Here is an 11,668-nt window from a genome sequence, read left to right as displayed (position 1 = left end):
CAAGAGGTTCGCGTCGGCGAGGTGATCAACACCGACGCGAACCTCTTGATCAACGGGCGGGTGGCGGGGCGGTGCGGGGCGACCGGTAGAGGCCGGCGAGGGCGGTGGCCGTGTCGGCGAGGCGGTCGCGCAGCGGGGCGGGGGAGAGGACCTCCACCTCGGCACCGAGCCGCAGCAGATCGCCGTGGGCGTGGGTGAGCGACTCGATCGGGATCACGGCGTACACCCAACCGGCCTGGTCCGGCGGGCCGGCCGTGGCGTCCACCGCCGCGACCACCGGGTCACTGGCGACCTCCCGCAGCCGTTCCCGGCCGCGCGGGGAGAGCCGGACGGTCGCCTCGTCCCGGTGCAGCCGGGCCCGGAAGTCCACCACGTGCGCCCGCCACCAGCCGGGCAGGTCGAACTCGGGCCGGTCGAACGGCTCGTCGAGCGGGGCCAGGTCGAGGATCTGGTTCACCCGGTAGGTGGCCGGTTCGGGCCGGTCCGGCCGGGCCGCCACCACGTACCACCGGCCGCCCTTGAGCACCAGGCCGTACGGTTCCAGCACCCGGGTCACCTCGCCGGTCCAGCTCTGGTAGCGGACCCGGATCCGGTGCTGCCGCCACACCGCCTCCGCCGTCGGCGCCAGGTACGGCGACGGGTCGCCGTCGGAGTACCAGCCGGGGGTGTCCAGGTGGAAGCGCTGTTCGAGCCGGGCGGCCCGGTCGGCGAGCGGGGGCGGCAGCGCGGCCCGCAGTTTGAGCTGGACGTTGGCCACCACCGACTGGTAGCCCAGTTCGGCGGCCGGCCCGGGCAGTCCGGCGAAGAGCAACCGGTCCGCCTCCTCGGCGGTGAGCCCGGTCAGCCGGGTCCGCCAGCCGTCGACGAGCTGGTAGCCGCCCGAGTGGCCGGCCTCGCCGTACAGCGGGATGCCGGCGGCGTGCAGCGACTCGACGTCCCGGTAGACGGTGCGGACCGAGACCTCCAGGCGGCGCGCCAGCTCGGCGGCGGTGAGCCGGCCGTGGGCCTGGAGCAGCAGCAGGATGGACAGGAGACGACTGGCCCGCATTCCCCTGACAGTAGCTGTCAGGGGAGTGCCCCTAGCGTGCCGGCATGGCCTTTCACGACAAGGAGCTGACCGTGCCGGGGACCGTCGAGGTCGCCGGCCGGCACGTCAAGCGCTACCACATCGACCAGCCGGTACGCCGCCTCGAACCGGAGGTGATCGAGGCCGCGTACGCGTACCTGCCGAAGCTGCTGCCCGAGCCGGACGGCGACACCCCACCGGCGAGCTGGGTGGTGCTGCACCGGGGCGCGGACACCGGGGCGTACCTGCTGGCGTACAGCTGGTTCTGGGACAACGTGGTGGAGTGCCGGATCGCGATTGCCGGCCAGCCCGCGCTGGACTGCCCGTCCGACGACCCGGCGCACTTCGTCCCGCTGGACCGCCCCGGTGTGGGCTGCGTCTGGGAGCTGGGCGTGCTGGAGCACGAGCGCACCGCCTGGATCCGCCACGTGCTCGCCCCGGACGAGCCGGACCTGGCCGGCTACCTGGCCGACACCCGCGCCGAGGGGCCGGTGGGCCGCTGATGGGCGACTTCGACTTCTTCGTCGGCACCTGGGACGTGGCCAACCGCCGGCTCAGGAAGCGGCACGTCGGCAGCGACGACTGGGACGAGTTTCCCGGCACCTCGGTGGCGCACTCGTTCTTCGACGGCGCGGGCAGCTTCGACGAGATCCGCTTCCCGAGCCAGGGCTTCTCCGGCTCGACGGTGCGCATCCTCGACCCGGCCACCGGGCTGTGGTCGATCTACTGGATGAACAGCCGTCGAGGCGTCCTCGAACTGCCGCCCGTGGTGGGCCGGTTCGTCGACGGCGTCGGCACCTTCTACGCCGACGACACGGACGAGGGACGGCCGGTCCGCTGCCGGTTCATCTGGTCCGGCATCACCCCGACCTCGTGCCGCTGGGAGCAGGCGTTCTCGGTCGACGGCGAGCGGACCTGGGAGACGAACTGGACGATGGACTTCACGCGGTCCGGCTGACCGGTCCGGCCGGCCACGGCAGCGGCTGCCGTGGCCGGCGCCCGGCGGTGGGGAGTATCGTCCGGTCCACCGCCGCCCGAACCGGAGACGCCATGGCCGACCACGTCGACGTCCTCATCGTCGGTGCCGGGCTCTCCGGCGTCGGCGCCGCCGTCCACCTGCGGACCAACTGCCCGGGCAAGACCTACGCGGTGCTGGAGGCGCGGGACGCCATCGGCGGCACCTGGGACCTGTTCCGCTACCCGGGCATCCGCTCCGACTCCGACATGTTCACCCTCGGCTATTCGTTCAAACCGTGGACCGAGCCGAAGGCCATCGCCGACGGCGACTCCATCCGGGCGTACGTGCGCGAGACCGCCCGCGAGTACGGGGTGCGGGAACACATCCGCTTCCACCACCGGGTGGTCCGCGCCGAGTGGGACAGTGCCAGCGCCCGCTGGACGGTCCACGCCCACCGCGACGACACCGGCGAGGATGTCGTCCTCACCTGCGCGTTCCTGTTCTCCTGCGCCGGCTACTACCGCTACGACTCCGGCTACACCCCTGAATTCCCGGGCGTCGACCGGTACGCCGGCCGGCTGGTGCACCCGCAGCACTGGCCGGCGGACCTCGACTGGACCGGCAGGCGGGTGGTGGTGATCGGCAGCGGCGCCACCGCGGTCACCCTGGTCCCGGCGATGGCCGAGCGCGCCGGCCACGTCACCATGCTCCAGCGCTCACCCACGTACGTCATCGCGCTGCCCGCACGCGACCGGCTCGCCGACGCGCTGCGCCGCCGGCTGCCGGCGCGGGCCGCGTATTCGGTGGTGCGCTGGCGGAACGTGCTGCTCGGGGTGGCCAACTTCCAGCTCAGTCGGCGTGTCCCGGGCCTGGTGAAGCGGTTCCTGCGCCGGGCCGCCCGGGGCCGACTGCCGGTCGGGTACGACGTCGACCGACACTTCTCGCCCCGCTACGACCCCTGGGACCAGCGGCTCTGCGTCGTCCCCGACGGCGATCTCTTCGCCGCGGTCAGCGACGGGCGGGCCTCGGTGGTCACCGACACCATCGACACCTTCACCGAGGCGGGCATCCGGCTCGGCTCCGGCGCGGAACTGCCCGCCGACATCGTCGTCACCGCCACCGGCCTCAACCTGCTCGCCCTCGGCGGCATGACGATGACCGTGGACGGCGCCGAGGTGGACCTGGCCGGCACGGTCGCGTACAAGGGCATGATGCTCTCCGGCGTGCCGAACTTCGCGATGACCATCGGCTACACCAACGCCTCCTGGACCCTCAAGGCCGACCTCGTCGCCACGTACGTCTGCCGGCTGCTGCGCCATCTGGACGCGACCGGCCAGCAGATCGTCACCCCGGTCGCCCCCGATTCCGGCGAGCTGGTGCCGCTCATCGACCTGCAGTCCGGGTACGTGCTGCGCGCCGTCGACCGACTCCCGAAGCAGGGCCCCCGGGCACCCTGGCGGCTGTACCAGAACTATCCCCGGGACGTGCTGCTGATGCGGTACGGCCGGCTCACCGACGAGGGCGTGCGCTTCTCCCGGGCCGGTGCGCCCGCCTCCGCCGGCACCGCGCGTCCCACCGCACCCGTCGCCTGACCGAGAGGAGCGTCCCTGGATGCGTGAGTTCGTCTTTCCCGGCGGCACCGCGGTGGTGACCGGCGCGGCCAGCGGCATCGGCGAGGCCCTCGCGTACGGGCTGGCCCGCCGCGGCGTCGACCTGGTCCTGCTCGACCGGGACGCCGAACGGCTCGACGCGGTGGTGGCCGCGATCCGCGCCGCACACCCCGACCGCCGGGTCGACACCTATCTGGTCGACCTCGCCGACGCCGACGCCACCGACCGGGTGGCCGTCGAGCTGCGCCGGCGGCATCCCCGGATCCGGTTGCTGGTCAACAACGCCGGGGTGGCGCTGGGCGGCCGGTTCGATCAGGTCACCCTCGACGAGTTCCTCTGGGTCATCGAGATCAACTTCCGGGCCGTGGTCCGGCTGACCCACGCCCTGCTGCCCGCGCTCAAGGCCGAGCCGGGCGCCCACCTGGTCAACATCTCCAGCCTGTTCGGGCTGATCGCGCCCGCCGGGCAGGTCGCGTACTCGGCCAGCAAGTTCGCCGTTCGGGGCTTCACCGAGGCGCTGCGGCACGAACTGGTCGACGACGGCGTCGGCGTGACCTCGGTGCATCCCGGTGGCATCCGGACCCGGATCGCGGCCAGCGCGCGGGTGGGCACCGGCGTCCCCCGCGCGGAGTTCGAGACCGGCCGCCAGCAGTTCGAGAAGCTGCTCTCCATCGATCCGGCGAAGGCCGCCGAGGTGATCCTGCGCGGCGTCCGGCGCCGCCGGGGCCGGGTGCTGATCGGCTGGTCGGCGAAGCTGCCCGACCTGCTGGTCCGGCTCGCCCCGGCGTCGTACGGAAAGGTGCTGGCGCTGGCGACGAGGCGGAGCGTGGCCCGGGTGCCGGAGCCGCGCTCCGCCTCGGAATCCGTCGCGCCCGAACCGGAGCGGCCGGCATGACCATTGCCCCGCCGCCGGCCGATGAGCTGATCGTCGCCGGCCGGCGGGTCCGCTGCCGGATCGCCGGCGACGGCCCGCCGGTGGTGCTGCTGCACGGCATCGGCCGTACCCTCGACGATTTCGCCGCCCAGCACGCGCTGCTGGCCCGAGACCACCGGGTGGTCAGCGTCGACCTGCCCGGTCACGGCGGCAGCGCGCCGCTGGACGTCCCGCACACCCTCCCGGCCCTGGCCACGGCCGTCGCGCAGGTCCTGGACACGGCCGGGATCACCGGCCCGGTGCACCTGGTCGGCAACTCCCTCGGCGGCGCGGTGGCGATGCGCCTCGCCGCCGACGACCCGGCCCGGGCGGCGAGCCTGGTGCTGGTCAACAGCGCCGGCTTCGGCCGGGAGGTCACCGTCGCGCTGCGGCTGCTCGCGCTGCGCCCGCTGGGTCGGCTGCTGCTGCGCCCGTACCCGGCGGTCGCCCGCCGCACCGAGCAGGCCATTTTCCACGACCCGGCGTACGTCACCGAGGAGCGCATCGCCACCGCTCTCGCGGTGGCCCGGCAGCCGCACGCCACCCGGGTGATGCTGGAACTGGTCCGCAGCCTCGGCACCTGGCGGGGCGTACGGCCGCAGTGGCGGCGGGAGTTGCTCGCCGCGGTGGCCGCACTGGACCTGCCCACGCTGGTCGTGTGGGGCGACCGGGACCAGATCCTGCCGGCCGGCCACCTGGCCAACGCTCGCACCCGACTGCCGAAGGCCCGCGGTCACCTGTTCCGGGACACCGGGCACATGCCGCAGATCGAACGGGCCGCGGCGTTCCACGCGCTGGTGACCGAGTTCTGGGCGCGTCCGCCAGCCGGATAGCGGGTCGCTGTCTCAGGCCGCGAACTGTTCCCGAACGAGGGCCAGCAGGGCGCGGTGCGTGTCGTGGTCCGCCGCCACCAGCAGTCCCTCCGCGCCGGTGTGCAGTGGCTGCCCGTGGATGCCGGTCACCACGCAGCCGGCGGCCCGGCACAGGGCGATCCCGGCGGCGAAGTGCACGCTGTCCCGCAGGTGGCCGTCCGTCACGTACGCCGCCCGCCGGCCGGCGGCGACCCAGGCCACCGCCAGGGTCGTGGAGACCACCCGGGGCCGGAACCGCGCCACGAACTCCGGGTGGCCGAGCAACCGTACGGCCCGGAACGCGGGATCGTTCGGAAACGGCGGGTCGAGGTTGACGTCCACCAGCCGTGACTCGGCGGACGGTGTGAGCGGTCCGGCCACCCCGTCGCGGCGGACCTGTGCCGGGCCGCCGTCGGTCCAGAACACCTCCCCGGCGAAGGGATCGGCCACGGCGGCCGCCGTCGTGTCGGTGCCGGTACGCAGAGCCACGTTCACCGCGACCAGCGGCATCCGGGCCGCGTAGTTCAGGGTGCCGCAGAGCGGATCGACCAGCCAGGTCCGGTCGGCGGTGGCGGATCCGGTGCGTCCGCTCTCCTCCCCGAGCACCGCGTCATCCGGCCGAGCGGCCCGGATGACGTCGAGGATCGCCTGTTCCGCGTCGAGGTCGGCTTCGGTGGCGAAGTCACCCCCGGACTTCTCCACCCGCGTCAGCGTTGCCCCGTACCGGGAACGTACGACGGCGGCGCCGGCCTCCGCCGCGGCCACCGCCACCGCCACGTCACTATCCATGATCGGCATGCGGGCAGGATAGAACGGCGAGGCCGGTCCGGGTGAAGGGCGGATACGTCGGATTCGCTCACTGTGTGCATGACCGTGAGGCGTACCGCTCTTGAGGCTTCTCGTCCTCGGAGAAGAAGCCCGCGAGGTGCGTGTGCGCCCGGGGCGGGAACACGGTCGTCATGGCCGAGGTGACCCTCTTCCTCGCCGGTGACGTGATGACCGGCCGGGGCGTGGACCAGATCCTGCCGTACCCGGGCCCGCCCGCGCTGCGGGAGCAGGTGGTCATCGACGCCCGCCGCTACGTCGAGCTGGCCGAGTCCGTCAACGGTCCGGTGCCGCGACCGGTTCCGCCCGAGTGGCCGTGGGGCTCGGCGCTGCGTCTGCTGGACGCCCTGCGCCCGGACGTCCGGATCGTCAACCTTGAGACGTCGGTGACCAGCCGAGGCGAGCCCGCCCCCGGCAAGGGCATCCACTACCGGATGGACCCGGCGAACCGGGCCTGCCTCACCGCCGCCGGGCTCGACGTCTGCGCGCTGGCCAACAACCACGTCCTCGACTTCGGCCCGGCCGGGCTGGCCGACACCCTCGACACCCTGCACACGGCCGGCATCCGGACCGCCGGCGCCGGCCGGGACGCCGACGAGGCGTGGCGGCCCGCCGTGGTGCCGTTGCCCGACGGGCGCCGGCTGCTCCTCTGGTCGGTCGGCGCCCCCTCCAGCGGGGTGTACCCGCAGTGGGCTGCGGTCGGCGAGCGGCCCGGCGTGGCGTACCTGGACATCTCGATCCTGTCGGCCGAGGCGCTCGCCGACCGGATCGCTCGGGAGGCCGGGCCGCGCGACCTCGTGGTCGTCTCGGTGCACTGGGGCTCGAACTGGGGGTACGAGGTGCCGGACGAACACGTCCGCTTCGCGCACACGCTGATCGACGCCGGGGTGCACCTGGTGCACGGCCACTCGTCGCATCACCCACGTCCCATCGAACGGTACCGGGGGCGGCTCGTGCTATACGGCTGCGGCGACCTGATCGACGACTACGAGGGGATCGGCGGGCAGGAGTCGTACCGGCCGGAGCTGCGGTTGCTGCACCTGCCCACGCTCGACGCGGATTCCGGGGAGCTGCGCCGGCTGCGCCTGGCACCGGTACGCGTGCGGCGGATGCGGCTGGAACCGGCCGTGCCGGAGGAGGCCCGCTGGCTGGCGGAGCTGCTCGACGGCCTCGGCACGCCGTACCGGGCCCGGTTCGCGCTCGGCGACGATGGCCTGATCGCCCTGCGAACCGGCTGACCCGGAGTGGCCCAGACCACGATCCGGGTAGCGCCGGAGCACCCCCCACGAGCTGGGACGCAGCATAGGTGCATGAAGCGCCGTCCCGCCGCCCTGGTGTACGCGGTGGCGCTCACCGCCTACCTCGTCGCGGTCTTCCACCGCAGCACGCTCGGCGTCACCGGGGTGGACGCGGCGGACCGCTTCCACATCAACGCCTCCGCGTTGGCGACCTTCTCCGTCGCCCAACTCGCCGTGTACGCGGCCATGCAGGTGCCGGTCGGGGTGCTGCTCGACCGGTTCGGCTCCCGCCGGCTGCTGGTGGCCGGCGGGGCGCTGATGGTCGCCGGTCAGCTCTGCTTCGCCGTCGCCACCGACGTCCGCCTCGCGGTCGCCGCCCGCGTACTGGTCGGCCTCGGCGACGCGATGACCTTCATCAGCGTGCTGCGCATCGTGGCGTTCTGGTTCCCCGGGCGGCGCAACCCGCTGCTGGTGCAGCTGACCGGCACCGTCGGGCAACTCGGCGCGGTGCTCGCGGCGATCCCGCTGGTGGCGTTGCTGCACCACGCCGGCTGGACGCCCGCGTTCCTCACCGCGGCGGGGCTCGGCGCCACCGCGCTGCTGCTCGTCCTCGTCGCCGTCCGGGACATCCCGCACACCGGGCACGGCACCGCCGTCGCCCCCGACCTGGCCAGCGTACGCCGACAGCTCGCCGAGGCCTGGTCCCAGCCGGGCACCCGCCTCGGCCTGTGGACCCACTTCGTCACCCAGTTCTCCGGCTCGGTCTTCGCGCTGCTCTGGGGCTACCCGTTCCTGGTGCAGGGGCAGGGACTCTCGCCCACCGCGGCGGCCGCCCTGCTCACCCTGATGACCGTGGTGATGCTGCTCTGCGGCCCGGTGATCGCCCACCTGTGCGCCCGGTACTCGTACCACCGTTCGGTGCTGGTCTTCGCGATCACCGCCGCCACCGCCGCGATCTGGGCGGTGGTGCTGGCCTGGCCGGGACGTGCGCCGCACGGGCTGCTGGTGGTCCTCGTCGTCGTGCTCGCGGTCAACGGCCCCGGATCGGTGATCGGCTTCGACTACGCGCGCACCGCCAACCCGGTGCATCGGATCGGCAGTGCCACCGGCATCGTCAACGTCGGCGGGTTCGTCGCCTCGATCCTGCTGGTGCTGGCGGTCGGCGTGGTCCTCGACCTGGCCACCCCGGCCGGCCGGAGCGCCCCGCCGCTGGACGCGTTCCGTTGGGCGTTCGCCGTGCAGTACCTGCTCTGGGCACTCGGCGCGGTACAGGTGCTCCGCTACCGCAACGCCGCCCGCCGCCGGTACGCGGCCGAGAGCGCCGCCGGCGCGGTCCCCGCGCCCGCCGGCACCTGACCGCCGTCCAATCGGCCGACCTGGTGTCAGCGGTGCCTTCGACCGTGGGTCAGCGAGTCCAGCATCAGGGTGAGTCCCGCGCCGACCAGCCACACGTCCTTGGCGATGCCGGTGCCGGCCTGGGTGGGGCGCAGGCTGTTCTCCTCCCGCATACCGGGTGTCTTGAGATAGAGCTGCACCAGCCCGGCGCCGAAGGCGGTCAACGCCGCACCGGCGAGCAGCGACGGCACGAATGGCGTGAGCAGCGCGGCGCCGAGGGCGATCTCGCCCCGGGACAGCAGTTTTCCGAACCGGTCCGGCTCGATCTGTTTCAGCTGGGGGATCGCGCCGACGGCCATGCCGTGCACCGCCTGCGCCGACTCGCCCTCCAGGCCGCGTTTGCTGAGCCCGGAATTCAGGATGAACGCGCCGATGCTGAGCCGGAGCGGCGTGTGCGTCAGCTTCATGATCACTCCCGTCGGATCCGGAGAACGACTCCCGCGTACCCGGGGACGCGCGAGATAACCGCCGCGCACCGGGTGGGCCACCGTGGTGATCGGCGGTAGGTTCACGGGGTAGGAGACCGACGCAGGCGGGAGGGACCGTGAGCCAGGAAGTCCGGGGAGTCGTGTCGCGGCGCAAGGGCGCGCCGGTGGAGGTCACCACGATCGTGGTGCCGGACCCGGGGCCGGGCGAGGCGGTGGTCCGGGTCCAGTCCTGCGGGGTGTGCCACACCGACCTGCACTACCGCGAGGGCGGCATCACCGACGACTATCCGTTCCTGCTCGGCCACGAGGCCGCCGGGATCGTCGAGCAGGTCGGGCCGGGCGTCACGGACGTGGCCCCCGGCGACTTCGTGGTGCTCAACTGGCGGGCGGTCTGCGGGCAGTGCCGGGCCTGCCGCCGGGGCCGCCCGTGGTACTGCTTCAACACCCACAACGCCGCCCAGCGGATGACCCTCACCGACGGCACCGAGCTCACACCCGCCCTCGGCATCGGCGCGTTCGCCGAGAAGACCCTCGTCCATGCCGGTCAGTGCACCAAGGTCGACCCGGCCGCCCGGCCCGCCGCCGTCGGTCTGCTCGGCTGTGGGGTGATGGCCGGGCTCGGCGCGGCGATGAACACCGGCCAGGTGACCCGGGGCGACTCGGTCGCGGTGATCGGCTGCGGCGGCGTCGGCGACGCCGCGGTGGCCGGCGCGGCCCTGGCCGGGGCGACCACGATCATCGCGGTCGACACCGACTCCCGCAAGCTCGACTGGGCGCGCCGGTTCGGCGCCACGCACACCGTCAACGCCTCCGAGGACGACCCGGTCGAGGCGATCCGCGCCGCGACCGGCGGGTTCGGCGCCGACGTGGTGATCGAGGCGGTGGGCCGCCCCGAGACCTGGAAGCAGGCCTTCTACGCCCGGGACCTGGCCGGGACGGTGGTGCTGGTGGGCGTACCCACCCCGGAGATGCGGATCGAGCTGCCGCTGCTGGACGTCTTCGGTCGCGGCGGCGCGCTCAAGTCCAGCTGGTACGGCGACTGCCTGCCGAGCCGTGACTTCCCGATGCTCACCGAGCTGTACCGGCAGGGCCGTCTCGACCTGGACGCGTTCGTCACCGAGGAGATCGCCCTCGACCAGGTCGAGGAGGCGTTCACCCGGATGCACCACGGCGACGTGCTCCGCTCGGTGGTGATCTTCCCGTGACCGCCCGCGTCGACCACACCGTCACCTCCGGCACGTTCTCGCTGGACGGGCAGACCTTCGACGTCGACAACAACGTCTGGGTGATCGGCGACGACACCGAGTGCGTCGTCGTCGACGCGCCGCACGACGTGGCCGCCATCCGCAAGGTCGTCGGCGACCGCCGGGTGGTCGCCATCCTGGCCACCCACGCCCACGACGACCACGTACGCGTCGCGCCCGAGCTGGCCCGTGCCACCGGCGCCCCGGTGCTGCTGCACCCCGCCGACCGGGTGCTCTGGGACCTGGTCCACCCCGACACCCCGCCCGATGGTGCGCTGGGTGACGGTCAGACCGTCGCGGTCGGCGGCACCACGCTGCGGGTGCTGCACACCCCCGGCCACAGCCCGGGCGCGTGCAGCCTCTACGCCCCCGACCTCGGCACGGTCTTCACCGGCGACACCCTGTTCGCCGGCGGTCCGGGCGCGACCGGCCGCTCCTACAGCGACTTCGGCACCATCATCGAGTCGATCCGGACCCGGCTGCTCACCCTGCCGCCGGAGACGGTCGTCCACACCGGACACGGCGACGACACCACCATCGGCGCCGAGGCGCCGCACCTCGACGAGTGGATCGCCCGGGGTCACTGAGCGCGCCGGTTCCGTGCAGTACGAGCAGGTAACCGTCGACCACCGCGACCGCGGGTAGGCTGCTGATCCAGGCGACGTGCTGCGGTGTCAGCCGGCGCAGGTCGTTCTCACGCCCGCCGAAGCGCGCCCGACCACCTCGGAAGCCGCCGGGCTCTTCCCACCCGGCGACCGGCGCGGAGCCGAACCGGAGCGCGGCGAGCAGTTGTGCCTCGTGGTTGCCCAGCAGCGCGCCCACGGTGCCGTCGACAGCCGCGGCCGAGACCGCGAGTTGGCGAACGTCGTCGTACAGCGGAGATGCTGATCTTGGCATCGGGCAACCCTACGCGTCGAGCCGCGAGACTGGCGGCCCCGCAGCCGGCCTTCCGGCCGCGAGCTGCTTGTCCTGCCCGATGCTGTCGGGTTATCCTGCCGACGGAACCGGATGCCGGCGCGCAGCGCCACCCGGAGTCTCCCTCATCCCGACCGTCGCGGCACGTCGCCGGCGCGGTCACGGATCATCGTCGACAGTCGCGTGGATCCGCCGTCGCGACCTCCTCGCCGGTCCGGCCTCCGA

General features: G+C 73.4%; 12 protein-coding genes. 9 read left to right on the top strand and 3 right to left on the bottom strand.

What is annotated here, in order from left to right:
* Positions 1–49: 49 nt before the first annotated feature.
* Complete coding sequence (locus tag GA0070604_RS16340) at positions 50–1,048, bottom strand: helix-turn-helix transcriptional regulator (protein ID WP_091118720.1); 999 nt, start codon at positions 1,046–1,048, stop codon at positions 50–52.
* Positions 1,049–1,092: 44 nt separating this feature from the next.
* Here GA0070604_RS16340 and GA0070604_RS16335 point away from each other — a divergent pair, with 44 nt between their 5' ends.
* The 5 genes from GA0070604_RS16335 to GA0070604_RS16315 all read left to right on the top strand — a co-directional run bounded on the left by GA0070604_RS16335 (position 1,093) and on the right by GA0070604_RS16315 (position 5,380).
* Complete coding sequence (locus tag GA0070604_RS16335; protein WP_091118719.1) at positions 1,093–1,569, top strand: hypothetical protein; 477 nt, start codon at positions 1,093–1,095, stop codon at positions 1,567–1,569.
* Positions 1,569–2,024: a hypothetical protein gene (locus GA0070604_RS16330; protein ID WP_091118718.1), complete on the top strand. Its 456-nt coding sequence runs from the start codon at positions 1,569–1,571 to the stop codon at positions 2,022–2,024. The genes GA0070604_RS16335 and GA0070604_RS16330 overlap by 1 nt, the downstream gene beginning before the upstream one ends.
* Before the next feature lie 92 nt (positions 2,025–2,116).
* A complete protein-coding gene (locus GA0070604_RS16325) occupies positions 2,117–3,616 on the top strand; it encodes a flavin-containing monooxygenase (RefSeq protein ID WP_091118717.1) in 1,500 nt (499 codons plus the stop codon).
* A 19-nt stretch (positions 3,617–3,635) separates the two neighbouring features.
* The gene (locus GA0070604_RS16320) at positions 3,636–4,529 is read left to right on the top strand and encodes an SDR family NAD(P)-dependent oxidoreductase (protein WP_091118716.1); all 894 of its coding nucleotides are present in this window, start codon (positions 3,636–3,638) and stop codon (positions 4,527–4,529) included.
* Positions 4,526–5,380: an alpha/beta fold hydrolase gene (locus GA0070604_RS16315; protein ID WP_091118715.1), complete on the top strand. Its 855-nt coding sequence runs from the start codon at positions 4,526–4,528 to the stop codon at positions 5,378–5,380. The genes GA0070604_RS16320 and GA0070604_RS16315 overlap by 4 nt, the downstream gene beginning before the upstream one ends.
* A 12-nt stretch (positions 5,381–5,392) precedes the next feature.
* On the opposite strand, the gene GA0070604_RS16310 is transcribed toward GA0070604_RS16315, so the two are convergent.
* Positions 5,393–6,190, bottom strand: coding sequence for an inositol monophosphatase family protein (locus GA0070604_RS16310; protein WP_091127181.1), 798 nt, complete (start codon positions 6,188–6,190; stop codon positions 5,393–5,395).
* 167 nt (positions 6,191–6,357) lie between these two features.
* Here GA0070604_RS16310 and GA0070604_RS16305 point away from each other — a divergent pair, with 167 nt between their 5' ends.
* Positions 6,358–7,461 carry a CapA family protein gene (locus tag GA0070604_RS16305; protein WP_091127180.1) on the top strand — a complete coding sequence of 368 codons (1,104 nt, stop codon included), beginning with the start codon at positions 6,358–6,360 and terminating at the stop codon, positions 7,459–7,461.
* Between the two features lie 72 nt (positions 7,462–7,533).
* Positions 7,534–8,817 (top strand): MFS transporter, encoded by a 1,284-nt coding sequence (locus GA0070604_RS16300; protein ID WP_091118714.1) that lies wholly within the window; start codon positions 7,534–7,536, stop codon positions 8,815–8,817.
* Between the two features lie 26 nt (positions 8,818–8,843).
* Here GA0070604_RS16300 and GA0070604_RS16295 read toward each other — a convergent pair whose 3' ends face one another.
* Entirely contained in the window at positions 8,844–9,263 is a 420-nt protein-coding gene (locus GA0070604_RS16295) for a hypothetical protein (protein WP_091127179.1), read from the bottom strand.
* 137 nt (positions 9,264–9,400) lie between these two features.
* On the opposite strand from GA0070604_RS16295, the gene GA0070604_RS16290 reads away from it, so the two are divergent.
* Entirely contained in the window at positions 9,401–10,489 is a 1,089-nt protein-coding gene (locus GA0070604_RS16290) for an S-(hydroxymethyl)mycothiol dehydrogenase (RefSeq protein ID WP_091118713.1), read from the top strand.
* Positions 10,486–11,115: an MBL fold metallo-hydrolase gene (locus GA0070604_RS16285; RefSeq protein ID WP_091118712.1), complete on the top strand. Its 630-nt coding sequence runs from the start codon at positions 10,486–10,488 to the stop codon at positions 11,113–11,115. The genes GA0070604_RS16290 and GA0070604_RS16285 overlap by 4 nt, the downstream gene beginning before the upstream one ends.
* Positions 11,116–11,668: the final 553 nt, after the last annotated feature.

The organism is Micromonospora eburnea (assembly GCF_900090225.1).
Lineage (GTDB): Bacteria > Actinomycetota > Actinomycetes > Mycobacteriales > Micromonosporaceae > Micromonospora > Micromonospora eburnea.
Note: the sequence above shows the minus strand (reverse complement) of the source record. Positions and strands in the feature narration are given on the sequence as shown.

Coding starts and splice junctions, on each gene's coding strand:
- GA0070604_RS16340 (WP_091118720.1), bottom strand. CDS start 1,048: ATGCGGGCCAGTCGTCTCCTGTCCATCCTGCTGCTGCTCCAGGCCCAC.
- GA0070604_RS16335 (WP_091118719.1), top strand. CDS start 1,093: ATGGCCTTTCACGACAAGGAGCTGACCGTGCCGGGGACCGTCGAGGTC.
- GA0070604_RS16330 (WP_091118718.1), top strand. CDS start 1,569: ATGGGCGACTTCGACTTCTTCGTCGGCACCTGGGACGTGGCCAACCGC.
- GA0070604_RS16325 (WP_091118717.1), top strand. CDS start 2,117: ATGGCCGACCACGTCGACGTCCTCATCGTCGGTGCCGGGCTCTCCGGC.
- GA0070604_RS16320 (WP_091118716.1), top strand. CDS start 3,636: ATGCGTGAGTTCGTCTTTCCCGGCGGCACCGCGGTGGTGACCGGCGCG.
- GA0070604_RS16315 (WP_091118715.1), top strand. CDS start 4,526: ATGACCATTGCCCCGCCGCCGGCCGATGAGCTGATCGTCGCCGGCCGG.
- GA0070604_RS16305 (WP_091127180.1), top strand. CDS start 6,358: ATGGCCGAGGTGACCCTCTTCCTCGCCGGTGACGTGATGACCGGCCGG.
- GA0070604_RS16300 (WP_091118714.1), top strand. CDS start 7,534: ATGAAGCGCCGTCCCGCCGCCCTGGTGTACGCGGTGGCGCTCACCGCC.
- GA0070604_RS16295 (WP_091127179.1), bottom strand. CDS start 9,263: ATGAAGCTGACGCACACGCCGCTCCGGCTCAGCATCGGCGCGTTCATC.